Annotated in this window: 19 protein-coding genes; 7 read left to right on the forward strand and 12 right to left on the reverse strand. The window is 45.7% G+C overall.

Going from position 1 to position 26,564, the window contains the following annotated elements; translation table 11 throughout:
* Nucleotides 1-57: 57 nt before the first annotated feature.
* From MHB64_RS24960 to MHB64_RS24970, 3 genes are all read right to left on the reverse strand, one after another.
* Nucleotides 58-510, reverse strand: coding sequence for a cupin domain-containing protein (locus tag MHB64_RS24960; protein WP_094874319.1), 453 nt, complete (start codon nucleotides 508-510; stop codon nucleotides 58-60).
* 102 nt (nucleotides 511-612) lie between these two features.
* On the reverse strand, nucleotides 613-1,548 hold the full coding sequence (locus MHB64_RS24965) for an SPFH domain-containing protein (protein WP_094874320.1): 936 nt from the start codon (nucleotides 1,546-1,548) through the stop codon (nucleotides 613-615).
* Nucleotides 1,548-2,090: an NfeD family protein gene (locus MHB64_RS24970; protein ID WP_341135590.1), complete on the reverse strand. Its 543-nt coding sequence runs from the start codon at nucleotides 2,088-2,090 to the stop codon at nucleotides 1,548-1,550. The genes MHB64_RS24965 and MHB64_RS24970 overlap by 1 nt, the downstream gene beginning before the upstream one ends.
* Before the next feature lie 494 nt (nucleotides 2,091-2,584).
* Between MHB64_RS24970 and MHB64_RS24975 the strand changes: the two genes are divergently transcribed.
* Both MHB64_RS24975 and MHB64_RS24980 read left to right on the forward strand, forming a co-directional pair.
* Nucleotides 2,585-4,483: a glycosyl hydrolase family 18 protein gene (locus MHB64_RS24975; protein ID WP_445671621.1), complete on the forward strand. Its 1,899-nt coding sequence runs from the start codon at nucleotides 2,585-2,587 to the stop codon at nucleotides 4,481-4,483.
* A 77-nt stretch (nucleotides 4,484-4,560) separates the two neighbouring features.
* Nucleotides 4,561-6,951 (forward strand): glycosyl hydrolase family 18 protein, encoded by a 2,391-nt coding sequence (locus MHB64_RS24980; protein WP_280788261.1) that lies wholly within the window; start codon nucleotides 4,561-4,563, stop codon nucleotides 6,949-6,951.
* A 245-nt stretch (nucleotides 6,952-7,196) separates the two neighbouring features.
* Here MHB64_RS24980 and MHB64_RS24985 read toward each other — a convergent pair whose 3' ends face one another.
* The 3 genes from MHB64_RS24985 to MHB64_RS24995 form a co-directional block, all read right to left on the reverse strand.
* Complete coding sequence (locus tag MHB64_RS24985; protein ID WP_341135592.1) at nucleotides 7,197-7,853, reverse strand: XTP/dITP diphosphatase; 657 nt, start codon at nucleotides 7,851-7,853, stop codon at nucleotides 7,197-7,199.
* A gap of 1 nt (nucleotide 7,854) precedes the next feature.
* Nucleotides 7,855-8,613 carry a ribonuclease PH gene (gene rph, locus MHB64_RS24990; protein ID WP_341135593.1) on the reverse strand — a complete coding sequence of 253 codons (759 nt, stop codon included), beginning with the start codon at nucleotides 8,611-8,613 and terminating at the stop codon, nucleotides 7,855-7,857.
* Nucleotides 8,614-8,777: 164 nt separating this feature from the next.
* Nucleotides 8,778-9,899: a GerMN domain-containing protein gene (locus tag MHB64_RS24995; protein ID WP_179281759.1), complete on the reverse strand. Its 1,122-nt coding sequence runs from the start codon at nucleotides 9,897-9,899 to the stop codon at nucleotides 8,778-8,780.
* Between the two features lie 272 nt (nucleotides 9,900-10,171).
* Here MHB64_RS24995 and MHB64_RS25000 point away from each other — a divergent pair, with 272 nt between their 5' ends.
* A complete protein-coding gene (locus MHB64_RS25000; protein ID WP_341135594.1) occupies nucleotides 10,172-10,780 on the forward strand; it encodes a phosphatidylglycerophosphatase A family protein in 609 nt (202 codons plus the stop codon).
* Nucleotides 10,781-11,519: 739 nt separating this feature from the next.
* On the opposite strand, the gene MHB64_RS25005 is transcribed toward MHB64_RS25000, so the two are convergent.
* The 5 genes from MHB64_RS25005 to MHB64_RS25025 form a co-directional block, all read right to left on the reverse strand.
* The gene (locus MHB64_RS25005; RefSeq protein WP_341135595.1) at nucleotides 11,520-12,623 is read right to left on the reverse strand and encodes an MBL fold metallo-hydrolase; all 1,104 of its coding nucleotides are present in this window, start codon (nucleotides 12,621-12,623) and stop codon (nucleotides 11,520-11,522) included.
* Entirely contained in the window at nucleotides 12,624-13,358 is a 735-nt protein-coding gene (locus MHB64_RS25010; RefSeq protein WP_341135596.1) for a class I SAM-dependent methyltransferase, read from the reverse strand. It abuts the gene before it with no gap.
* Nucleotides 13,359-13,507: 149 nt separating this feature from the next.
* Nucleotides 13,508-15,199, reverse strand: a complete 1,692-nt coding sequence (locus MHB64_RS25015; RefSeq protein ID WP_094874327.1) for a glycoside hydrolase family 13 protein — start codon at nucleotides 15,197-15,199, stop codon at nucleotides 13,508-13,510.
* A gap of 71 nt (nucleotides 15,200-15,270) precedes the next feature.
* Nucleotides 15,271-16,920, reverse strand: coding sequence for a response regulator (locus tag MHB64_RS25020; protein WP_341135597.1), 1,650 nt, complete (start codon nucleotides 16,918-16,920; stop codon nucleotides 15,271-15,273).
* Nucleotides 16,921-18,735 carry a sensor histidine kinase gene (locus tag MHB64_RS25025; RefSeq protein WP_341135598.1) on the reverse strand — a complete coding sequence of 605 codons (1,815 nt, stop codon included), beginning with the start codon at nucleotides 18,733-18,735 and terminating at the stop codon, nucleotides 16,921-16,923.
* Between the two features lie 350 nt (nucleotides 18,736-19,085).
* On the opposite strand from MHB64_RS25025, the gene MHB64_RS25030 reads away from it, so the two are divergent.
* From MHB64_RS25030 to MHB64_RS25045, 4 genes are all read left to right on the forward strand, one after another.
* Nucleotides 19,086-20,450 (forward strand): ABC transporter substrate-binding protein, encoded by a 1,365-nt coding sequence (locus MHB64_RS25030; RefSeq protein ID WP_094874434.1) that lies wholly within the window; start codon nucleotides 19,086-19,088, stop codon nucleotides 20,448-20,450.
* A 207-nt stretch (nucleotides 20,451-20,657) separates the two neighbouring features.
* Nucleotides 20,658-21,542 (forward strand): carbohydrate ABC transporter permease, encoded by an 885-nt coding sequence (locus MHB64_RS25035; RefSeq protein ID WP_042130723.1) that lies wholly within the window; start codon nucleotides 20,658-20,660, stop codon nucleotides 21,540-21,542.
* A 25-nt stretch (nucleotides 21,543-21,567) separates the two neighbouring features.
* Entirely contained in the window at nucleotides 21,568-22,458 is an 891-nt protein-coding gene (locus MHB64_RS25040) for a carbohydrate ABC transporter permease (RefSeq protein WP_094878583.1), read from the forward strand.
* Between the two features lie 351 nt (nucleotides 22,459-22,809).
* Nucleotides 22,810-23,631, forward strand: coding sequence for a TerC family protein (locus MHB64_RS25045; RefSeq protein ID WP_094874432.1), 822 nt, complete (start codon nucleotides 22,810-22,812; stop codon nucleotides 23,629-23,631).
* Between the two features lie 484 nt (nucleotides 23,632-24,115).
* Here MHB64_RS25045 and MHB64_RS25050 read toward each other — a convergent pair whose 3' ends face one another.
* Nucleotides 24,116-26,482, reverse strand: coding sequence for a YcdB/YcdC domain-containing protein (locus tag MHB64_RS25050; protein ID WP_341135599.1), 2,367 nt, complete (start codon nucleotides 26,480-26,482; stop codon nucleotides 24,116-24,118).
* Nucleotides 26,483-26,564 lie beyond the last annotated feature (82 nt).

Below are 26,564 nucleotides of genomic sequence, written 5' to 3' on the forward strand. Positions count from 1 at the left end.
ATCATTCCCAAAATCCTCATAAAAAAACGGAGGCATATATAAAGCCTCCGCTCTTCTTTATTTCTCAATTAGTTTGAAATCATCAAAATGGAATTCTGGAGAAACGATACAGGAGACCAACGTCGGTTCTTCACCTAACGTACGCGCGGCCTGCCATACTCCCGCTGGAACAACCACTTGTGGCTGCTGGCCTGCAGCAATATCGAGACCCAAAATAACTTCCTGCACATCCTCAGGCTTATCTCCAGTACCTCCCAGACTAAGCACGATTGGACTACCGGAATGCCACAACCAAACTTCATCGGACAATACCGTATGCCAATCAGATTGCTCGCCTTCGTGAAGCAAAAAATAAATGGAAGATGCCGAATGACGTGATCCAGAATAGCTATCGCCTAGCACTTCCTGGGAAATTTCAAATTCTGAATTCCAAAGTCTTTTGTACCAACCACCCTCTACGTGGGGCTGTAGTCCGAGCAGTTCAACTAGCGGTGAGATTTCTTTTGTCACGGTAGCTTCTCTCCTTCAAAGTTTGCATGAGCAACAATAGCTTCGTATGCATAAGGTTGTTTTTGCTTTTTACTTTAACGGAAGAAGCGCGAATTGTAAAATCTATTTACTATCCTTGCTCGCTTTGAATACCTCAGCAATCGCCCCAAGACTTCCCAGCGTTTCAACAGCGCTTGTTGGCAGGAACACTTTATTCGCAGGACCTTTAGCGATTTCAGCCAGCGCCTCGAAGGAGCGATAAGCTAGCACCTGCTCATCCAGACCTGCTGAGCGAATCAGCTCTATGCGTGTTTTTTCAGCTTCGGCCACCGCTTGAATGGCTTTCGCCTCACCATGAGCTTCCAGCTCCTGTGCTTGCCGTGAACCCTCTGCTTGGCGGATACGTGCTTCCTTGTCACCTTCTGCTTTTAGAATCTTACTCTGCTTATCCCCTTCAGCACGCAGGATCATATCCTGCTTAGCAGCTTCCGCTTCCAAGACAATCGCCCGCTTGCTCCGTTCCGCTTTCATCTGCTTATCCATTGCTTCCTGAATATCCAGCGGTGGCTTGATATCAATGACTTCCACACGCTCAATCCGTACGCCCCATTTCTCTGTAGCTTCATCAAGAGCCAACCGAATATCGGTCGAAATCTTTTCCCGCCCAGATAAGGTCTCATCTAATTCAAGCTTACCGATGATTTGCCGCATTGTTGCCGTCGAAATGTTTCTTACCCCATATACATAATCAGAAATGCCATAGGTTGCTTCCTCTGGTCCAACCACCTGATAGAAAATAATTGTATCAATCTGCACCTGCACGTTATCCTTCGTGATTACCGTTTGTGGAGGTACATTCGCTTGCTGGATTCTTAAATCATGGTACGTACGCACCTGATCAATTACAGGAATCAGAATGTTCAGTCCCGGAGTCAGCAGACGATTAAATTTACCGAGACGTTCCACTACACCTACCCGCTGTTGTGGTACGATTTTGACTGTTAATGCCACAAATACTACGACCACCACAATAATAATTCCGATAATTGCCCATTCCATTAGTTCATGTCCCCCCATCGTTCTACTTCAATAATCGTCGTGCCTCTCTTCACTACTCTTACAACCTCATCCTTGCCCAGAGACTGAACCGAGCTTGCGCTCCATGTATCTCCACCTACCTTGACTTGCCCATACTGTCCTTGCTCAATAGGCTCAACGACGACACCTTGCCTGCCGACGATTTCTGTACCGGTATCCTTGAACCCACGTGAGCTGCGAAATTTAGAAACCAGTGGTTTCGAGAATATAGTAAGACCAAGTGCGACCAGTGATCCGAGAACCACCTGAAACAAAATAGCATCGGGAGCAATCAACGAGACCAAACCAGCAGCTAATGCACCTATACTGAGCCACAACAGATAAAAAGTAAGCGTCATCATCTCTACTACAAACAGGACACCGGCTGCGATCAGCCATAACACCCACACAACCATCGGTGAACCCACCACCTTCCGTATAATACTACTATAACGAAAAGAAACTGCGATGCGTTGCGTAATTTCCGTAAAAATATTGCAGGCATGTATATCATTTATATTCATGACATCAAAGGTTATGTGTTCTGCATACGTTTCCTGAAAAATAGGACATGCGCCCAATCTATCAAACCTCGATCAAATATGTATCCTTCAATAAGAAAAATCTCCCCCTACATTCCCGAATTTTATCCCTAGCTTAATCGCGCTCTATGCTTGAAAATAAGAAATGCCTCCACCCATATATATGAAATTCATCCTAATTATTCAACTCCAACCCAACTCTTCTACCCATCCTACCCTCTACCAGCATTGTTATATCTACAAGTTTATTAGAAAAGGAATTCTTAGAACAGCAGTTTAGAAAGCGCTTACTTACCTTGTGAGGCTTCATGAGGACGGCTATTTGGGGCTGCTAAATCTATGAATTGGATGTCGGTAGAATGAGAGATACGCACAGGTGAAGGTACAGGTCCATTTCAAACTACGGGAGGTGAACATCGGGATTTCTTGCCGAAAAGTTTTCGAACTACACATTAAACCTCGGAGGTAGAAAATCAATGATATTCATGAAAAAAAGTTCACGCAAAACCTTTGCGATCGCGATGATCGCCGCGCTTGTTCTGACACTTTTTTCAACCCTGGGTAGTAGTGCTAAAACGGCCAACGCTGCACAGGATTATAAACTGGTTGGTTATTACGCATCTTGGGCCGCTTATGGGCGGGCTTACAATGTATCCGATATTGATCCTACCAAAATGAATGTCATTAACTACGCCTTCGCAGATATTTGTTGGAATGGCATTCACGGCAACCCCGACCCAACTGGCCCGAATCCAGTAACCTGGAGCTGTCAAAATGAGCAAGCACAGACTATTAACGTTCCGAACGGCACGATCGTACTGGGTGACCCGTGGATTGACACCGGTAAGAGTTTTGGAGATGACAAATGGGATGACCCCATCAAAGGTAACCTGAAGCAGCTGTGGAAGCTGAAAGAAAAGAACCCCAACCTGAAGACAATGATCTCCGTTGGAGGCTGGACTTGGTCGAACCGTTTCTCGGATGTGGCGGCCACCGCTGTGACCCGTGAGGTTTTTGCCAACTCTGCGGTAGACTTCATTCGTAAATATAAAATGGACGGTGTCGATCTCGACTGGGAGTACCCAGTTAGCGGTGGGCTCGCAGGGAATAGCTACCGTCCCGAAGACAAGGAGAACTATATCCTTCTTCTACAAAAAATCCGTGAAAAGCTAAATGCTGCCGGTCAGACCGACGGTAAAACCTACCTGCTGACCATTGCTTCCGGGGCAGGCCCGACGTATGTCAATAACAATAATCTTGCAGGTATTGCTTCCATTGTAGATTGGATCAATATTATGACCTATGACTTTAACGGAAGCTGGAATAAGACTACAGGTCACAATGCTCCTTTGTATTATGACCCTGCCGCTTCTGCCTCAGGTCTGACCGAACCGCAAAATTTCAACATCGATAAAGCAGTAACCAGCTATTTAGATCATGGCGTACCCGCAAACAAGTTAGTTCTCGGTATGGGATTCTATGGTCGAGGATGGGGTGGCGCTCCGGCAACAGGAAATGGCCAATACCAATTGTCCTCTGGAGTTTCGTCCACAGGTACATGGGAGAAGGGCAGCTACGATTTCTACGACCTCGAAGCTAATTATATTAACAAAAACGGCTATACCCGTTACTGGAATGACACATCAAAAGTGCCTTATCTCTATAATCCAACGAATCAAACTTTTATCAGCTATGACGATGTAGAATCCTTTGGCCATAAGATCAGTTATCTCAAATCAAAAGGTCTTGCAGGCGCCATGTTCTGGGAAACAAGTGGGGACCGGAACAAAACACTGACCAACAAACTAAACGCCGATCTTGGCGGTGGAGTTGTGCAACCAACTCCAACTCCAACAGTAACGCCTACACCAACACCAACACCGACATCAACGTTAACTCCATCGCCAACAGCTACTCCGGGACAATGTGCAGCGGCATGGAGCCAGACAGCCGTATATACGGGCGGTCAGCAAGTTTCTTATAACGGTTCAGTCTATGAAGCCAAATGGTGGACCCAAGGCGATCGTCCCGACCTTAGCGGTGCTTCCGGAGTCTGGAAATTTATCAGCTTGTGCGGAACAGCAACGCCGGCTCCGTCGGCAACAGTAGCACCGACGCCAACTGTTGCGCCAACAGCAACTGCCACACCAACCGCAACAGTAACACCGACACCAACTGTAGCACCGACGACAACTCCGACACCAGCGCCTACTGTAGCACCGACTCCTGGAAGTTCCAGCTGGGCAGCAGGAATCGCCTACAAAACGGGTGATGTCGTTAGCTACAATGCCAAAACGTATACCTGCCTTCAGCCCCATACTTCTCTTCAAGGCTGGGAACCGGCGACCACACCCGCTCTTTGGAAACTAAATTAAGATTCCGATTTGCGCGTAGGGAATCATCGTTCCTATCTACCCGTGAAATCATATTATCCCCTATGGAGGAATGTTAAATGAAGATAAGTACACGAAATAGGCGAAGTAAATCCGCACGTTACATTGCAGCCTTAATGAGCGCCATCATTCTGCTCCCGCTTTACACAAGTGCAGGAGGATCGTCGCAAGTGGCCTTAGCAGCAGGAACAACGCCAGCTGCTCCTGCTCCCGCTGCAGATCATCCGCGTAAGATTGTTGCTTATTTCCCGGAGTGGGGAGATCAGGAGAACAAAGGATTTTATACTGTCGACAAAATACCGTGGGATAAAATCACTCATATTAACTATGCATTCGCGAAGGTAAACCCTCAAACGAACAAGATTGATTTGATGGACCGTACAGCAGCGATCGAAAAAGATTATCCCAACCAGCTAACGAATTTGCCGTTTAAAGGACATTTTAACCAACTTATAAAGTATAAGCAGCTTTATCCTGATGTCCGCACCCTGATTTCGGTTGGTGGCTGGTCGGGTTCTGGTGGTTTTTTCAACATGGCCAATTCAGAAGCAGGTCGCGAGACGTTTGCGAACAGTGTCGTGGATTTTCTACGTACGTACCAGTTCAACGGTGTAGACATTGATTGGGAGTACCCATCCGGCACTGGCCAATCAGGTAACCCGAATGACTTTGGTGTAGCTGAGCCGCTGCGTACAGTGAACTACAACAACTATGTTCTCCTGATGAAAAAGCTTCGCGAAAAGCTGGATCAGGCAGGTGCACAGGATAATCAGAAATATGACCTAACCATCGCCGCAACCGCTTCCTCCTGGATTCTAGGCGGGATGAAGTTAGGGGAAGCTAACCAGTATTTGGACTGGGCGAACCTCATGACATATGATTTCCACGGTGCGTGGAATGGATATGTAGGACCGCATTCCGCCCTGTACCCAGATTCTCGCGATACAGAAACCGCTGCGCTGGGCACTCCGGTTCTGAATACCGACTGGGCCGTTCGATACTATTTGGGTACGCTTCCACCGGAAAAAATCGTTATCGGAGTTCCTTATTACTCACGTGGCTGGAAGAATGTAAATGGAGGCATCAACAACACCGGTCTTTACGGTACAGCACCTACAACCGGAGGTGGAGCCGATGGCATATACGGAATCTGGAATGACCCTGCACCAGAGCAGCCGGCTGGCGCAAATCCAATCTGGCATGTGCTGAATCTGCTCAAGGACCCAGCGAACAAGCGCTATTTCGATCCTGTTACCAAAACCCCATATATGTATAACGCAGACAAAAAGGTATTTCTTACGTATGAAGATAAGGAATCTCTCGGCTACAAACTGGATTATATCAAGCAAAAAGGATTGGGAGGGATGATGTTCTGGGAATTGACTGGCGACTATTCTGAAAAGAGTGATGGCACCTATACGTACGGCAACGCTTTGACCGATTTTGCCTATGACCAGCTTAAGACAGCCTCTCTGCCAGGTGGAACACCGAAGCCACAACTTCCTGCGCCTCAGAACTTTAGCCTTAACTTCAGTGGCACTTACGATCATCCGAATTATACCTACTCCTTGAAAATAACGAATAACACAGGTACGGATATCTCTGGTGGCTGGAAGCTGGAATTCGATCTACCGACAACAACAACCTTGACCTCTGCGTGGGGAGCAGGTACTGTAGAACAAATCTCTACGGCTTGGGACTTTAACCGCTACCGTATTACAGGGACGGCTTCCCAAACGATTGCAAACGGAGCTGCACTGGAAATTCCAGGCATGATGAAGCTGAACTTCTCGGGCGGTCCGCAACGCATTACACTGAACGGAAGCTCGTCCCAGCAGGAATACGACAAACTGTATGGAGGCGTTACGCCAACACCAACTCCTACACCGTCTGCAACACCAACACCTACTCCAACCACGACACCGTCTGCAACGCCGACTGCAACCATAGCACCTACTTCAACGCCAAGCGCAACCGTAACTCCAACACCTACGCCGGGACAATGTTCGGCAGCAACTTGGAGTGCGACAGGCGTGTACACTGGGGGACAGCGTGTATCCTACAACGGTTCACTATATGAAGCCAAGTGGTGGACGCAAGGAGATCGTCCCGATCTTAGCGGTGCTAATGGCGTCTGGAAATTCATCAGCACATGCGAAACCGCAACGTCTACACCTACGGTAACTGTAGCTCCAACAGTGACGCCGACGTTGGCACCTACAGTGGCACCAACGTCTACTGTTGTCCCAACACCTACAGCAATCGCAACACCAACTCCACTACCTACCGTTGCACCTACTTCGGGAGGCTCAATCTGGATAACAGGGGTTGCTTACAAAGTAGGTGACGTTGTCACCTATAATGGAAAAACATATTCATGCTTGCAGCCTCACACTTCCCTTCAAGGGTGGGAGCCAGGTTCCACACCTGCTCTTTGGAAGCTGTTATAATCCAGCCAATGAAAAAGCTCCACATTTATTATAGTGCCGAATAATTTCCAACCCTATGTCTTACGGATTCACATGACGTTATTTGTATAAAGCCACTTTTAAGATCAGCTGTGTCGGTAATGGTGACAAACTTGCAAATATAACAACCATACGAAGTTCGGTGCTTAGTTTCGGAGGTGATTGCAAAAAAACAGGGTATCCAGCAGCCAATGGCTTTTGGATACCCTGTTTTGTATAAAAAGGCTCTATTCCTGTGGTAGTTCGCCTTCAGCTGCCAGCTTCTTCTCCAGCTTCGCTGTTAGCATTCGCAGTGCAACTCCTCGATGGCTGATATGCTGCTTCTCTTCTAGCGTAAGCTCTGCCATAGTTTTTTCATGCTCCGAGAGATAGAAGAGCGGGTCATAACCAAATCCGCCAGCACCGGAAGGTTCTGAGGTAATCCAGCCCTCGACTGCACCTTCTGCGGTTAGCTCCTGCTTGGAAACCGGATCATACAGCGACAAAGTGCAGACGAACCTAGCTGTGCTCAGCAAAGGCTGGTCAGTGTCTTCCCCCTGCTTCAATCGCTCCAGCTCGCTAAGCAGCTTCAGATTATTCGCACCATCCGTAGCATCTTCACCAGCATAACGTGCAGAGTACACACCCGGCTGACCATCCAAGGCGTCTACGCAAAGACCCGAATCATCGGCGAGGACCGGGATTCCAAGGGCATCACCTACGGCTTTGGATTTTTTAAAGGCGTTCTCGGCAAAAGTGGCTCCGTCTTCTACCACATCGGGCAGATCCGGATAGTCGTACATACTTTTCACTGTCAGCCCTAGCGGGGCAAAAGCATGCTCGAATTCACGTACTTTCCCCTTATTCTTCGTCGCAACAATAAGAATACCGCCGTCAGACTTCATGCTACACCTCTTGGCCCGGCTGGCCGGATGGGATTTTGAGAGCAATCGCTCCCAGTGCTTCTTTCTGCGCAGCAATCAGTTCATAGATTCCCTTCTCACCTAGACCCAGTAAAAGATCCAGCTCTTGACGAGTGAACGGTCTTTCTTCGCCAGTCCCCTGAAGTTCAACAAAGGCACCGCCGCCAGTCATCACTACATTCATATCTACTTTTGCTTTGGAATCTTCTTCATAATTTAAATCCAGCAGCGTTTTATCCCCTACAACACCGACACTGATTGCCCCCAAGAAATCTGTTATAGGAAACACAGGCAACTTATGCTGAACTGCAATTTTGTTAATCGCAAATGCCATGGCAACAAAAGCACCTGTAATCGAAGCGGTCCGCGTACCACCATCCGCCTGAATCACATCACAGTCCAATGTAATACTACGCTCGCCTAACGCTTGTAAATTCACTATAGAACGAAGCGCTCGTCCGATCAGCCGTTGGATCTCCATGGTGCGCCCGGTAAGCTTACCGCGTGCAGCTTCACGCTGATTACGGGATTGAGTGGCCCGAGGAAGCATCGAATATTCTGCGGTTACCCAGCCTTTTCCTTGTCCTTTAAGAAACGGAGGTACTTTTTCCTCTACTGTAGCCGTACAAATGACTTTGGTATCTCCCATTTCTATGATCACGGAGCCCTCAGCATATTTATTCGTTTGGGTTGTTATTGTCAGCGGCCGTAATTGGTCGTCGTTTCGCCCGTTTGATCTCATCTTTTCTGCCTCCTACATCGTATAGCTAATAGTTTAGCGTGAGTCCCGTCTCCCCGTTATAAATAGCGAGTCGTATACTGCTTGGGACGTAACGTTTTTTTGAGCAACTTTTATTCTACCAAAGAGGAGGCACAAAAGCATCTTTTAAACCTTACAGAGTCATTCTATAACGGGATCTCATTCAAATATTCTGGTGCGGAAACAGGTTTGCTGTAGTCCACATTATCTGTATCAGTAATCGATTCCTTGCCGTTTAAGCGAATTTGCACAAGAGAATCATCTGAATTTTGAGCAACCGTCAGTACGACCGATTCCAGCATTTCAGCGGGTACACCTTTACCATCTGTGAACATATCATCCGTCAAAGATACGGTAACTACACCGTTCTGCCCAGCGTCAACGGAATCAAGTATCGTTCCCTCCGTCATGACCATTTCCAGCCCATTTCCGGATTCAGGACCTGCGATCAATTCGTTCAAAGCAGCAGTCAGCTGTTCTTGTCCAGCGGGTACAAAACGGGTTACAGGAACATAATATTGGATACCGTCAGGAGATGTTGTGGAAAAATAAACAGTAACCGCACTGGAGTTCATCAGAAGAGGACCTTGCTTCGGCAAATTAATGCCCATTGTGCGGGTTAATGGACGATCCAGCGGAGTTCCTTGAAGCGGCATCTCTGTGAGCTTTTTACCATCTACCCAGAGCTGTACGCTTTTAATGTCATCTTGACCGGTCAGCGTCCAAGTGATAGCTTCGAGGATTTTACGTTCCTCTAAAGGATCATAATTATTGAATTCTGAATTAAATTCGACAACAGCTGAATTCGACTTGTCTATCGTAACATCTTTTACTTCCGTTCCAGCTGGAAGAACGCCTTGGAATCCTTCAGGCACTGATGAGGCATATTTCCCCTTGCTCACTAATGCCATTAACGAGTTTTTAATTGCGCTGGAATCTTTGCTCTTTGGCAAGCTGAGGGATACCGGAGCGAGTAATCCATTACCATCTTCCAAAAATACGGTTGTCCGATCTCCGGAAGCATTGCTCTGTGAAGTTTTGGTGTTGCCTTTAACCGTGGTCTGTGTATCATCCTGTGTCACCGGACCGAATACACCTGAATCCAAAGTAGTATCTCCACTAGTCTGTAACATTTGCGCTTCCACCTCTGGTGGCGGAGCGTCAATCGATGCCGATTCTGAACCAAACAATCCACAGCCAGACAGTGTCAGTGGAACTGCGATCAGGAAGACTGCGGAGATTCCGCGGATTTGTTGCATAGGTTTCATCATTTATTACCCCTTTCAAGGTTAGATAGGCTTTGTACTGCTATGTATACGAGACCTTTGTCCAAAAAATAACAACAGCTTATCCTAAATTGTTGGAAAAGCCTTTGGACTACTTCTACATCTCAAGTAGGAGCTGGATTTCAGGTCACTGAAACTTCCCTCTCTGGACAAATACTTCCGGTAAACGTACAATCTGAGGTAACAACAGTCCTTAACATCATACTAACGTTTGCTGTAATGAAATGACTTACTAAACAACGAGGTGACTGAACATGGCTGATGAAAAAATCGAAAAAATACCGTACAGTCTGAACAGCAAGGCCGTCGCAGATGCGACCAAATTCTGGCTGAACAAGCGTGGAGTAACCCTGGAAGAAATCGCGGAACTCGTTATGTTCCTGCAACAGAAATACTATCCGAATTTAACGATGGATGAATGTATCCATAATGTAGAGATGGTGCTTAGTAAACGCGAAGTACAAAATGCAGTACTCACAGGCATTCAATTAGATGTAATGGCAGAAGAGGGCAAGCTGTTCTCCCCACTTCAGGATATGATCGAAAATGATGAGGGATTATACGGCGTAGATGAGATTCTTGCCTTCTCTATCGTGAACGTATACGGCAGTATCGGATTTACCAACTATGGCTATGTGGACAAGCTGAAGCCAGGTGTTCTTCAAAGGTTAAATGACAAAAGCACCGGACAGATCCACACCTACCTCGACGACATCGTCGGAGCCGTGGCGGCAGCAGCCAGTAGCCGAATCGCACACCGCAAGCAAGCGGAACGCGAAATTGAGTTGGATTTGCCTCATACACCGGAGGACCGCGAAGAGGGCGCTAGGAAACTTGCGGAATATGATGAATCGCCAGAGTGAGTTTCGGATGCATCAAAATGAGGAGTTCCAGATATATCAAATGAAATATCAAATGAAACTCTGAAACAATCGCTTTTTTGTGAGTAGCGGGCGAGGGGTTCTACGGTGGGGGTTCTGCTGTGGAGGTTCTACAGGGCTCGTTGGCTATAGGGAAATCCTCCCTATAGCCAACGATTTTGGCTCAAATCCAGAGATTATACGGAATTCTTCCCTATAATCTCTATGAAAATCTCAATTTATAGCCAAATCAGTAGAATTATAAGGAGAAATTCCCTATAAACAGCTCTAGAATCCTTAAACCCAAAATTACAGGGTGAAATTCCCTATAATTACTACCAGCATTTAGCTGCACCACATATATCATTTAGTTGCACGACTTTTGAAGCGTTTCGCCACGTTGTCGGACTCAGGAGACGTTATACTCACAAATCACCCTTAATTTAAATACTTTCGGATTCCAGAAACGCTATTCGCTCAAAAATGACCCAAAAGACTATTCTGCACAAGTAATAACGCCTTTCCGGTCCAATACTAACCTCAAATACCCTAAAATCCACGAATAGCGTCATCTGAGTCCGAATACATACGCTAACGCATGAATATGGAAGTGATCGAAGGATGATAAGAGGGACGGAGGGACAAGGTTACTCAAATACAAAAAAGAGCAGTCCCCACAATCAGGACTGCTCTTGAACAAGTTATACTTTCCAGTACAATTCGATCTTGCTTGCAAGATACTCTAACTGATATGCTCTCCAGCACTTTCAGCTGCGGCGAACAAGAAGCCGCCGTCTGCCTCCAGCATGACTGCCCGTCCCCGGCGCACCAGCTCCGCCAAATGCGCCAATGTCTCACTCATCGCGAAGCGCATCTGGTGAACGGTGGTTACCCGGCTGCGAAACAAAATTTCGCATACCGCGAATCCGCTAAGCGGACCGTTGGCAAGCAGAGCCGCCGCTGTATCCAGCCGCTCCTCATGATGAGCGAGAAGGCTGTCTACCCGGTGCGCGAAGCCAGCGAAGGGCTCGCGATGCCCCGGGAACGCCATGCTTACCCGGTAGCTGCCCAGTTCACGTAGCCCCTGAAGGAACGTCTGCAGCGGCTGTGGATCGCTGCCTGGCAGCAGGCATACATTGGGCGAGATCTGCGGCAGCACAGCGTCTCCGCAGATCATAAGCCCGCTGCCAGCATGATACAGGCTAACATGCCCAGGCGCATGTCCGCCGGTAACAATGAGCAGCCATTCACGGCCGCCCATCTTGAAGGTCTCCGCCACATTGAAATAAGACACGACAGGCTGTGGCTCCACTTGGGAATTAAAGCTTTCCAAGTGCGCTTTAATTCCATTTGACCACTGATCTGTCATCCCATGCCGGGTGAAATAAACCGGCAAAATCTCATTTATATCCAAGTCATGTCCCGCACCGTTCCCTGCATTCTTCGCGTCTTTCCCCGCATCATCACCAAAGCCCCCCCACATCAACCTTGCCTCCGCATGGGCGCGCTCCGTCATCCACACCTTACAGCCACTCTGCGACTGCAGCCAGCCGGCTAATCCGTAATGGTCGGGATGGTGATGCGTGACGACGATATCCCGCACTTCATTCCACGATAAGTTCAGCTCCTGCAGGATGCCGAGCCAGCAATTCTCTGTATCCGGGCTACGCGGACCGGGATCAATAATTGTGACTCTGCCCTCTTCATCAGGAAGGATGTAGCTGTTCACTTGACGAAGAGGCGAGTCCATGGGCACCGAGATCTGGAGAATGTTCTGATCCCATGAAGTAATCTCCGCCTTAGACATGGAGCGTTCACCACCTTTGAATCTTTTTCCGGATACCATCTACGGACGTACTCCACCAAAGATCATCCGCGTGGACCTTTCTGCATCATAAACCTCATCTTCATAGCTGCCATGTACAGCTTCGAGCTGTAAGCCTGCTGCCTCGATCATTTCCTTGAACTCCTCCAGTGAATATAGCTTCACACGCTCATGATATTGACGAGGTGTAGGGTCATTTTTAGTGGTTAAAATGATGTCCTTCTTCACATACCCATCCTCGATCCTGCGTGACTCCTCGATCAAATTGTCTCCATCCTCACGTTTAGAATGCGGCACCAGATGACGAATCACATACGCAGGATTCAAAAAATCAATCACGAACTTGCCACCCGGCTTCAGCAAACGATAAATTTCACGCAGAACCTTTACTTGCTCCTCATCTTTTTCAAAATAACCAAAAGAAGTGAACAGATTAACTACAGCATCGAACCCTCCATCCAGTGGTAAATCACGCATATCGGAACGAAGCCAGGTTACCTTCTCCGCCCCGACTTGAGATCGAGCCTCACGCAGCAAAACCTCCGACAAATCTACGCCGGTAACCTCGTATCCTTCCTCCGCAAGTGCCAGAGAATGACGTCCCATTCCACAACATAAATCCAGCACTTTTGATCCTGGAGGCAGCCTCAGCCAGGCGATCATCTGATCCACTTCTTTACGTGCGCCACAGAAATCCCGGTGTTTATATACGATCAGATAATCTTCTCCGAAGCTGTTTTCATACCATTCAGTCATGTTGTCCCTCCTCCTACTGACGTCATCTCACAACTCCACTTCATCTATGCCAATGTAACGCCATTGTACAGTCTTTTGCTGACAAACTCAAAGAAGAGTCATCATCATAACCACTTGGCCTTTAATGACAACTCTTATTGAAACTTCCTTTACTGAAGCTGCTGCAAATAGACTCTTGCTTCATAAGGACGAAGCTTGAGATCTTGAATATCCTCGTTTTTCTCCACGGTATAATTAGAAATTAACAGCTCCATGTTCTCTGGCTTAAACTCTGCCGGCCATTCAAATTCAGGCGATCCATCAAAAAAATTCAAAATAACCAACAATCGCTGATCCTCTAAAGTTCGGGTATACGCATAAATCTCCGTGTGTTCTGCAAGCAGTAGCTCATACGATCCGTAGACGATCACCTTATATTTTTTTCTTAACGCAATCAGCTGTTTATAGTAGTTATAAATGGAATCCGGATCTTTAACTGCATTGCCGGCATTAATCTCCATATGGTTGGAATTCACTTTAAGCCAAGGTTCACCCGTTGTAAAACCACCTGCATGTCCATCGTCCCATTGCATGGGGGTACGGGCATTGTCTCGGCTTTTATGATGAATCGCAGACATAATCTGCTCTTCTGGAACACCGTTTTTTCGCTTTTCTTCATAATAATTAAGGGTCTCCACATCCCGGTATTCATCAATGGAATCAAAACATACATTCGTCATGCCGATTTCTTCTCCTTGATAAATGTAAGGGGTGCCTTCCAGCATATGAATAAAGGTCGCCAGCATCTTAGCCGAAGGAATCCGGTAAAAAAGATCGTTCCCGAACCGTGACACCGAGCGCGGCTGATCATGGTTACATAAATAGTTTGCATTCCAGCCTCTGTCATGCAGAACCGTCTGCCAGTTGCTCATGATTTTTTTCAGCTCAAGCAGACTCCAGGGCACCACATCCCATTTTCCGCTACCCGGCGAAGCGGCATCCAGAAACATATGTTCAAACTGAAAAGTCATATTCAGCTCCCGACGTCCGTCCCCTACATAATCCAGCGCCTGCTCTGGTCCGAGACCCGAGGTCTCTCCTACTGTCATAATATCGTAGAAATATAACACCTTATCGTATAGATTCTGTAGCAAGGTATGTACATCCTCCAGATTGGAGAACATACCATAGGCTCTTACAGTAGGTGTTCCGTTCGGGTTGTCTGCATCTGGATACCCTTTCGTCTTCACGATATGTGCAATTGCATCAAAACGAAATCCGTCCACGCCCTTCTTCAGCCACCACTCCACCATCTCATGCAGCTTATCAATGACTACAGGATTTTCCCAGTTCAGATCGGGCTGGTATTTGGAGTAGAGATGAAGATAATATTCATCCGTCCCCGGATCAAGCTCCCATACCGAGCCACTGAAATAAGATTCCCAGTTGTTCGGAGGACCGCCATTTTTACCTTTTCTCCAAATATAGTAGTCCCGTTTAGGATTGTCCTTCGACGACCTGGATTCTACAAACCAAGGATGCTCATGTGACGTGTGGTTCAGCACCAAATCCATCATCAACTTCATTCCACGTGCGTGTAACTCCCTGAGCAACCTATCAAAATCATCCATCGTACCGAATTCCTTCATAATGTCACAGTAATCACTGATGTCATACCCGTTATCATGATTAGGTGATTTATAAATAGGACAGACCCAGATCACATCTACACCTAGGTCCTGTAAATAATCCAGTCTGGATATAATGCCTTGTAAATCTCCGATTCCATCTCCGTTACTATCCATGAAACTGATCGGATAAATCTGATACACGACGCTTTCTTTCCACCATTTGGGGTTCATAACTCCGTTACCTCCTATTTAGCTATATGTAGAGTTTAACCACACAGAGCCTAGTAGATAACAAATTCCCCCTACTTCCCTAATCCCTTTTGATATTGTGAAGGTGTAAGTCCAGTCCATTTTTTAAACGTAGCACTGAAGTGACGCTCTTCACCGTACCCTACCAACTTTGCAACGGCGTACATCTTTAGATTTTGGCGGAGCAGCTTTTTCGCTTCTTCTACCCGGTATTGATGCAAGTAATCGAGAAAATTCACACCAAGCTCCTGACGGAATAGCGAACTTAAATAAGTATTAGAAACATAGGCTTCCTTCGCGACATACTCTAGTGTCAGATTGGTATTATATTTATTGCGGATGATCTCCATGGCAGTGACTACTGTGCGATGCAGCGGACGATGTTTGGAAAAGGCCTCCACCACGTTCTGCATAACCTTATTCAAAATCGTAGACAATTCTTCCAACGTCTCTATCTGTGGAGCCTGCTCCATCCAATTGACCAAATGCTGCTTCCATTCGAAGCCAGCAACTTGTTTCTCTTGCGCAAGTCTCTTTAATCGAACTACAAAAGCAGTTGCCCGGATATTCACCTCTTGCTTGAGACATCCCGGGTTGCCGCGAAAACGATCCAGCCATTTCTCCAGCAGATCGAGTGCCAGCTCATTGCTCCCAGCACCAACCGCCACAAGCATCTCATCCTCCAGCACATGTAATTCAGGATCATCTAATATCCCGATTTCCTGTGGACCCCCACCTACAACGCCCGTTCCTTCTGTATAGAAATAGACCCCGCCTTTTCCGTTTAAAAATCGCGATTCCATCGCCTGAAGAGCTTCTTTATACGACAGATGAGCTTCGGAAATATTCAAGCGACAGGAGCCAACGGCAATACTGATCGACAGTTTGAGGTATTTCTCCAGATTACTTTGCAGCTGCTCAATCTGCTCCTTCAACTGAAGGGGCGCTCGGTAAGGCTTGCGAGGATCCGTTCCGGCTATGCCGCTGCCAATCCAGAGCAAATTATTGCCGTCATGAAAAGTCTCAATCTTTCCTCTATAGATCGGTGACAATGTCTCACTGATAATATTTAACGCTGCGTAACGAATAAGTACGAAATCCTGTCCCGTACCTCCAGTGGAAGGCGAGTCAAAATCGAATCTGACAAGACCAATCTGCGGCCCTTCTGAACCAATCGCCATAGATAACTCTCCGATCAGCTCTTGTCGCCGTTCTAGCGGAACCGGTGGATGGTAAATCCACTGGGATAGAACCTGACTTTTAACAAGCGGTGCATTTTTATGCCAGGACCGATCTCTTTTAAGCTGTTCATCCTCCTGATTTCGTTGTCTTTCAATAAGTTCCTTGGCCTTCAATACCGTCTTCAGAATCTCCTCAGGACGGCAGGGCTTCAGCACATAATCAACAACACCTAGGGCGATTGCTTGCTTCGCATAAGAGAACTCGTTATATCCCGATAAAATAATGGACCGGAATCCGTAACCTCTGCGCCGTGCGACTTCAATCAGCTCGAGACCACCCATTTGTGGCATACGAATATCCGTTAACAAAAGATCGGGCTGTTCATTCTCCATAAGAGCCAGTGCTTCACTTCCATTCCCCGCCTCGCCCATGACCTCAATTTGATGAGACTTCCAATCAATCATATTTACAATGCCCTCACGGATCGTATCTTCGTCTTCAGCAATCAGCAGCTTCATCATTTATGGACCCTCCACAGTGATATGAATAATAATACGTGTGCCTGCTCCTTCTACACTCTCTAGTTGTAAAGAGGCTCCTGCAAAAAATAAGGCCAGTCGTTCCTTCACATTCATGAGCGCAAATCCTGTGCGTCCTACATTGTCTTCCTCAGGTAAAGAATTCCCCTTCGCTAAACGTTGATGTAGCTCTAGAAGTCTATCTGCCGTGATCCCTACACCATTATCCTGTACCTCAAGCACAATAGTCTTCTCTATACGGTAAGCGCGAACGGATATTAGTCCACTTCCAGACAGCGGCTCAATCCCGTGAATCACTGCGTTCTCGGCTAGTGGCTGCATCAGCAGCTTCGGTACTGTGAAGTCCTTGATACTCTCATCCAAAGAAATTTCGAATTCAAAACGCTCCTTAAAGCGATTTTTCTGCAGGAACAAGTAATTGGACACCAGCTCCACTTCCTGTTCCAAAGTAAACGTATCACGTCCATCATTTAAGCTCAGTCGGAACACTTGAGATAGAGAATACACCATATCGGCAATTTCTTTATCTCCCTTCTTCTCCGCTTCCCAACAGATTGTATTTAACGTGTTATATAAAAAGTGAGGCCTGATTTGAGCTTGAAGCGTTTTCAACTCTGCCTCCTGCTGCTTCATTCTTGACGCGTATACATCGTTGATGAGCGATTTAATCCGCTGTACCATAAGATTATAACCATGCCCGAGTAAGCCGATCTCGTCATTTCCTTCAAAAAATACCCGCTGCGTAAAATCACCTGTCTGCAGTCTGCGCATCGAACGGGAAAGCTTCTTCAGTGGTTTCGTGATAGCGGCAGCTGCCAGCCAAGTAACCATTAGACTAACTACTAAACACAGAACAGCGATCGTCATCGTGACCTGTAAAATCTGACCGAGCTCTTTAACAAGCTGCCGCTTGGAATGAGCCACCACCACATACCAGCCTGTCGTCTCCGATTGCAGATGTGACACAATCCACTGTTTATGATCCGCTGTAGATTCCAGCCTTTTTTTCACAGTCAGCTTAGGATCGCTGTCCGCAAAATACGGAAGTTCCAGATCTCTTTTGCCAATCCAGCCCGGATTCGAAGCCGTAATAATCAGCCCGTCCCGGTCAATCACGAACATATCTACATCATCTTCAGCATTGTCGAGATATTGGCTACCAATCTTCCCTGCATCCACACCGATCACAGCGAGTCCTGCCGGCTTTAATGTGTAAATATTCTTGATGATTCTGGAAAGCACAATCTTATGATAATGATCCCCTACAAAAATGCCGTCAGTCGGCCTGGATAGTCCAAAGGTTGGGCTGCCTGCTGCTTGAATAGCTTCTTTATAATACGAGGTTTTGATAAAATCCGAGAACTTCATCCCTGTCGTCAATCCTGCCTGATTCGCAGCAAAAGGCTCTGCTCCGTTGTTATCGTCTAAAGAATACAGAATTAGAGATTGTATAGAATTGCCTGCAACCATAAGATTGGTAACGGTCTTAAATACAGAATTACGTTCCTTTTGTGCTTCAGACGATGCTAAGAGCCGCTGCACACTTTCATCCAGAAAGAGTGTATTCGAAAAAGATATCATGCCTCGCACCATCTCATCGATCTGCTCTGCTGTTTTTTTGGTAAGATGATCCTGTGACTGTTTCATTTTCTCCACAACCTGCTGTGAAGAGATCTGATACGAGTTCCAGCCCATAGCGAATATGGTCACCAGAAGCAGGGGGACGAACCATAACAACAGCTTGAATTGGAGCGGAAGATGGCGATAACGGCTGACTAAGCGAAAGTTTTGATTCATGAGAACCACCTTGTTATAAGTTCTTACATATAGAAAATGATGTGTAAACCAAGTATAACTGAAATTATTACACCCTGAACCGGCTTTTTACATTCGCTAAAAAATGCCTACATCATTCTTAAATATGAACCATGTTTCTATTTGCCAGAAACTCTTAAGATGAGGATGCAAGCAAAAACGCCTTCGGACGTCTCTTATAGACGGTAAGCGTTTATGCGAGAAATATAAGGATAATGTATAGCGTGAAACTTATACTTTCTTATATTTCAAGAAGAAACGACGTTGTCGTCTTCCTGGATGGATAACAATCGTTTCTTCAAAATACATCATTCTAAAAAGGTGGGTTTTTGATGAAAAGTAAAGGAATCAAGCTAATGCTTATGAGTCTAATGCTTCCAGCTCTGCTTGCAGGCTGTGGTGGCGGAAATAACAACGCGAAAGCTACAAATGCTCCTGCAAATGACAAAGCCGAAGCTACTGCCGAGGCAACAACGAACGCACCAGCCGAAAAAATTACACTGAAGTTCTTCACCGCACTTGCGGATCGGGCAAACGGTTCAGGCAAGGTGGAGCAAGACATTATCGACGCTTATATGAAAGAGCACCCTAACGTCAAGATAGAAGTGGAAGCGCTTCAAGATGAACCTTATAAATCAAAAATTAAAGTATATGCTTCCAGTAATCAGATGCCTGATATCATTCAAGCTTGGGGCCAGCCTTCTTTCCTGAGTCCTCTGCTCGATAATGACTTACTGCTTGAACTGAACAGCGCTGACTTCGAAGGTGATCAGTTTGTTTCCGGTTCCATGGACGGCTTCAGCAAAGATGGCAAACTGTACGGATTGCCACGTAGTGCCGACTATATGGTCATGTTCTATAACAAGAAAATCTTTGCTGACAACGGCATCGAGGTTCCGAAGACTACCGCTGACCTGCTCGCAGCTGTTAAAACATTGCGTGCTAACAAGATTAACCCTATCGCTATGAATGGTATGGATGCATGGACACTGCCAATCTGGTATGAGTTTGTTGCTCAACGACAAAATGGTGATTTTAATAAGATGGATGAAGCTGTTGCCCGTAAAATATCCTTTAATGATCCTAGCCTTGTTGCAGCTGCAACTGAAATGCAAGATTTCGCAAATGCTAAAGGTTTTGCCGATGGCTGGCTGACCGCCGATTACGGCGCAGCGCGTAACTTGTTCGGACAAGGACAAGCCGCTATGTTCTTTATGGGCGCTTGGGAGTCTGGCCTGGCTACAGATGTGAACTTCTCTGAAGAATTCCGCAATAATGTAGGCGCATTCGCTTTCCCTGGTTCAGATAAAGGTAAATCCACGGATGATGCTGCTTGGTACGGTGGTGGATATGCAGTAAGTAAAAACTCCAAGCATCCTGAAGCTGCTGTTGATTTCTTGAAGTATTTCTTCGCACCTGAGAACTGGTCCAAAATGTTATGGCAAGCTGGCGCGGGTACACCTGCGCAAAAATTCGATGAATTCTTAACTGGTAATGAAACTCAGCTCCAAAAAGAACTAGTGGATGTCTTCAGCTCGATGACCTCTTCTAGCGGAACCCCGCTACAGGATATTGGTAACGACGAGTTCAAGCAAAAGGTAATGGAGGCTCACCAAAGCCTGCTCTCCGGCGCTATGAATACAGCTGAATTCGCCAAAGCGCTTGACGCTGCGTCCGATAAATTGGCTGGTAAATAAGCTCTAATACTAGTAAGTACATGGATTACGGCGCTTCTAAATTAACATCATAAATAGTAGCGTACAACCCCCGACTCTCCCCAGAGGCCGGGGGTTTGTTTTCGAAAAAATGTGTACAATCATCTGAAATATACGGCATGTTCCATGGGCTAGCTACCCGTTACGATGGTAGTAGATAGATTACTCTTTCAAAGGACGGAGATTTCCATGCACAGAGTGTTAAGCGACAAAAAAGCGATATTCCTGCTCATCGCACCCGGGCTATTCCTGTTTGCTTTTATGATTTGCATCCCTATCTTCATGAGTGCTTATTACGGCTCTACGGACTGGGGTGGGATCGGCAAGTACAATTTTATCGGCTTTGATAACTATCGCGAAATCCTATTCCATGACAAAGTATTTTGGACTTCGCTGGGCAATGCCCTGTTGCTCACCGCTGCCACTGTATTCTTGCAGCATCCCTTTGCCATTCTCATAGGGATATTCCTGACCAATTCCGGTAAATACGAAAAAATATTCCGGACGATCTTTTTTATCCCCGCAGTAATTTCTGTTGTGGTTACAGCCAAGCTGTGGAGCGGGATTTTTCACCCCAATTACGGATTGCTCAACAAGTTGCTAAGTGGTGTCGGGCTGGATTCACTCACACATGATTGGCTTGGAGATCCGAAGACAGCAATCTGGTGCATCATCATTGTTGTTATGTGGCAAGGTTTTGGATACGCGCTGCTGCTATATTATTCAGGTCTGCAAGGCATTCCAAGTGATCTAAGCGAAGCCGCAAAAATCGATGGCGCAAACAACTATACCCTCTACACACGCATTATCATACCGCTTCTATCGCCTATGATGCGAGTTGCCATTATCATCGCGGTAACAACCTGTCTTAAGCAAATGGAAACCGTGTTCTTAATGACCAACGGCGGCCCGGCGAACAGCACGCAATTCTTAGGGAACTACCTTTACAAAACCGCCTTCTCATCGTCGCTATACGGCTACGGTAATGCCATATCCATCCTATTTATTGTGTTCTGCCTTGTACTGACCGTAATACTCAACAAGGTTCTGAAGAAAGATATCGGAGAGTTTTAGAATCCCTGTAACCGGAGGAAATCATATGAATAATTCATTAGCACCTGCCGCTTCGTCCCCCAATCTGAAGCTTCATAAACAGAAGCGCAGTAAACCTACTACTGGCAAAATCCTAATGATGGTGTTTCTTTGTCTCATTGCTTTGATTCAGTTATTTCCGCTCATCTGGCTGATCGATTACTCCCTGCTAAAAAGTGGTGATTTCTTCGGAAGCTCTTTTCTGAAATGGCCATCTCCCCCGCAATGGGAGAATTATAGAAACGCTTTTACCTACGGGCGTGTACCACGGTATTTTGCCAACAGTCTTATCATTACAGTAATTACCGTTATGCTGTCCGCATTAGTGTCATTGATGATGGGGTATGCGTTCACCCGTATGAAATGGAAGCTAAGCGGTATCGTGCTGTCACTTATCATGATGGGTATGATCATTCCCATTCACGCGACACTGCTGCCGAACTTTATCCTGTTTAACAAGCTCGGAATGCTGAACAATATGTACACACTGATTCTGCCTTATTCGGCTATTGTTATCCCCATGAGTGTGCTCATCATGACTGGATTTCTAGAGACCATCCCTCGTGCGATTGAAGAGTCGGCGGTTATCGATGGCTGCGGCATTTACGGTGTGATCTTCCGCATCATCTTCCCTATTACGAAACCCGCACTAGCTACCATCTGTGTACTCAATTTCATCAGCACTTGGAATGAATTTATTATGGCGAACACCTTCCTCACCTCGGAGGATCTCAAAACCATTCCATTCTCCATTATGAAATTCGCTGGAGAATACTCGTCCAACTACGGTGCTCAGTTCGCTGTTATGACGATCATTGCGATCCCAACCATCCTGATCTATCTGCTCTTTACAGAACAGATGACTAAGGGAATTACGGCTGGGGCGGTTAAGGGCTAACACAAAAAGTGTGGAGAACTCTAGCTTTATTCCTCCAAGATTTTATTGACATTAACTTTCAACTCGTATATGATCTCCTTAGGCAAAAACACAACGAATTAAATTAAAAATTTAATATATCCCGTAAAGGGGAGTAGCTGTTAAATAAAGTCGTCAATACGAGAATATGAGGATATTCTCCGGCTTTATTGGCAATTCAACATTGTTAGCGAGACCTTTACCAATCAGGTTAGACCTTTATTCCAAAGGCTAATCTGTTTGGTAAAGGTCTTTTTTATATAAAATTGGTTAAAATGGTATAGTAAGTATCTTTTAGTAGATATTTGCATTAGAAAAGGGAGGACAACAGTAATGGATTGGGGATTAATATTAGAATATGGCTGGGTATTACTCGTTCTTGTAGCACTAGAAGGACTACTAGCCGCAGATAACGCATTAGTATTGGCAATTATGGTAAAGCACCTTCCTGATGAGGAAAGAAAGAAAGCACTATTTTACGGATTAGCCGGAGCCTTCGTGTTCCGTTTCGGTTCACTATTTGTCATCTCTTACCTGGTTGATATCTGGCAAGTACAAGCCATCGGCGCGATTTATTTATTGTTTATCGCAGGGAACCATATCTTCCGAAAACTATTGTTCAAGAAGCCTGTTACGGATGAAGCAGCTGAAAGCGGTACTGGAGCTGCAGTCAACAAAAAGAAATCCAGCTTCTGGTTTACTGTATTTAAAGTAGAAGTTGCTGACATCGCCTTCGCGGTCGATTCCATTCTTGCAGCAGTTGCCCTGGCGGTTGCTCTTCCTGCAAGTGGCCTTCCAAAAATCGGTGGACTTGACGGCGGTCAATTCCTCGTCATCTTTGCCGGTGGATTTATCGGACTGGTCATCATGCGTTTCGCAGCTACCTTCTTCGTTAAATTGCTCCACACCCGTCCAGGTCTTGAAATTGCAGCCTTCTTCATCGTAGGTTGGGTCGGAGTTAAGCTGGCAGTCATTACATTGGCACACCCTTCACTTGGTGTTCTTTCCGAAGATTTCGCACATAGTACTTGGTGGAAGCTCACCTTCTATGTTGTGCTCGTACTCATCGCTGCAATTGGTTGGTTTATGAGTAGCAAGGTTGAAGAGAACGCTAACGAGAATCCAATTAAAGAAGTAGATAAACAACTTCATTAATCCTATTTGAATCACAAATAAATAACCCGAAAGATACACCCTTTAGGTGTTAGTCTTTCGGGTTATTTTCTTTTAACTCCTATTTTGCTCCCGATATTCTTGTGGAGTGCAACCGACGAAAGAGAAGTGTAGAAGCGTTTAACTGCATTTTGTACATCTATAATTCTTCGAAACCCTCCGCCATTGGATATAATTGTATTTGGTACAACTATTTTTTTGATTTTCTCCCCGAGAGGTAGATTCTCCAGTTCTTAGTTGCAGAGAATGCAGTTAAATACACAATTCTCTTCTTACATAAGAATTAGCTGCACATAATGCAGTTATCTCGCTTACTCCAGCAAGATTCGGCGTTAAAGGAGAGGGGTTACCGAAAGCTACGTTCTATCAAGTAGCCATGTCCTCAGCCAGCCACCTCAAACTAAAAAAACCATGGAGCGATTCTCCAATAATCGGAGAATCGCTCCATGGCCAGTCTTTTTAACCCTTATTGACCAATCAGCTGATCCGTCTTTCCTTGCAGCTCCACTAGCTTCATGATCACCGTAGCGGCCTGCGCCTTCGTTACCGTCTGCTGCGGATTGAACTTGCCATTGTCATCCTTTAACAGTCCCAATTTCACAACAAGAGCCACTGCTCCCTTATTGTTTATAGATGCACTATCACTGAACTGACTTACCGTTACATCTTTATCAAGATAGGCTGTGAGTTTGTTGTATTTCAAAAAATTAGCTAACTGAACAGCCAGCTGTTCCCGAGTTAACTTACTATCAATTTGCAGGCTTTGATCCTTGTTGATCCACTTACGATCTGCTGCATAAGTAACAACATCATAATATGAATTCTCAGGCTTCACACCTGCCACAGTTTTTCGTTCATTATTACTATTATAATTGCTGAAATTCGGATTAGAAGCCTTGGCAAGGTAAGTTAACCAATCGCCAACGGTTATTTCTTGATCCGGGTTTACTTTACCATCGGCATCCGGAGTAATCACATGATATTTTACTAATTCTGATAATGGTTGTTCTGCTGCATGACCTTTGATATCCGTTGCAGATATTTGAGCATCTTGCTGACCGAGGTAATCAAAGACTGCTACCCATTTTCCAGTGGCTGCATCTAAAACCTGATACATTCCATTAGATTCATCAAAGGCTGTATCATATACCAGTTTCACCTTTGGCACCGCATTGCTATTATAACTATAGTATCCACCAACCTGAGTGTATCTTAGCTTAGTCTGATATTTAGGTTTATAACTTTCGAGCGCTTCCTTCTTGGAAATGGTAGCCTCAGGCGATAATGTGATATCATCGATACCGTCTATCCGATTCCCCATGTAAGAAATCAGTCTGCCGTAAAGATCCAAGCTAACCGTAAGGTTACTGTCACTCACAGGAATCCCTTGATGATATCTAATAAACTGATATCTAAATCCTGATCCGTCTGAAGTCACGCTTGAGTTATCTCCATCTTCTACAAGCTTTAGTTTCTGGCTCGCCTGAGGATACAGGCTATTAATTATACTAAGTACTTTAGTCTTAGCTTCAGCCTCACTAAGCTTCTTCCCTCCAGCAGGAGCCGGCTCTTCCTTCTTCTTATCCTGAGTAGCACCATAAGTTTGAATCTGATACTGTAATATTTCACCAGTCTTTGCATCAATCTCAGCAGAGGATTGTTCTGGAAAGCCAGCACCAATGAAACGTTCATTTCCACTACTACCCCAGGATAACTGCCAGATCTTCCGATCTGTTTGCTGGAAGTCACTTCTCAAGCTTTGTGAGATCAATTTACGATCTGCTGGAATATAAGCAACCTTCTTTACAAGCTGTTCCGCTTCTTTTGCAGTAAGCTCTGTAGTTGATGTTCTTGCTTGAAAGACATCCTTACCTTTTGCTACATCTGAATACACGACTGGGGTGGATACGGATTCTTTTCCTTCATAATCTATTCTCTTGCCGGTCAATGCATCGATAGGATATAGAGACTGATCCACTGGGCGCCAGCCTAAAATCCAGTTGTTAGGTTTTCCGTTCTTATAAATAGGAATGTAAAAAAGGCCTACATCAAACTGTTCCGCAAATTGCTTCTGTGCTTGCTCCAAGGTAATCTTGGGCTGTGCAGAAGGGTACTCAAGCCCTTGAGAAGACTTAGAGAATTGAATTACATTACCGTTGCCGTCCACAGCTATGTTAATGTTATCCGATCCAGAAGGCAGACCATTCTTCATGACACTGAAGTAATAGCTGTATTGAACAGGACCGAATAAAGAGTTCGAAAAATAATTATAACCGGCATCCTCATTTAATTGCAGATCACTGCTCTTAACCGATGCGGCTGCCTTAGCCACAAAAGCCTTGGCGATCTCCAGTGCCTGAGTCTGGGATACTTTCGGTGGATAATAGGATTCGTTATTCTCACGAGGGTATGAAATATACGTACTGATGATATCTCCATTAATGGCATCTACCTCACTGCTAAAGCCATATCCCATATTCCCCTCTTGTATCTGCCACTGAATATTCCACATCATTTGATTTGCTGGAGGGGGGTAGCTTTGGTTAGATCCCAGTTGAACATTGTTTACCGTTGCATCCTTTAGGGCTGGGAATAGCTCTCTTAGCTTCGCAACCGCTTGCTCCTGTGTGAATTTCACTTTTGTAAGATCTGCCTCGGAGTTCGTTGTAGTCACCGGTGTTTGTGCGCTAACTTGTGTTACCGTAGTGTTGCTACTAACAGATGTAGAATCGGCTGCGGCCAAGCTTGGAGGTAACAATAATGCGATGGCGACAGAAGTAATCAATACCGTTTTAGCTGTCTGATGAACAAAGTGAGTGTTATTGCTTTTCAAAAGAATTCATCCTCCTCTAACACGTGATTCATAACATTATACAGATAATTACTTATATTTTCCATATTTAATTAACGACAGG

The organism is Paenibacillus sp. FSL K6-2859, assembly GCF_038008265.1.
GTDB lineage: Bacteria > Bacillota > Bacilli > Paenibacillales > Paenibacillaceae > Paenibacillus_AQ > Paenibacillus_AQ nitricinens.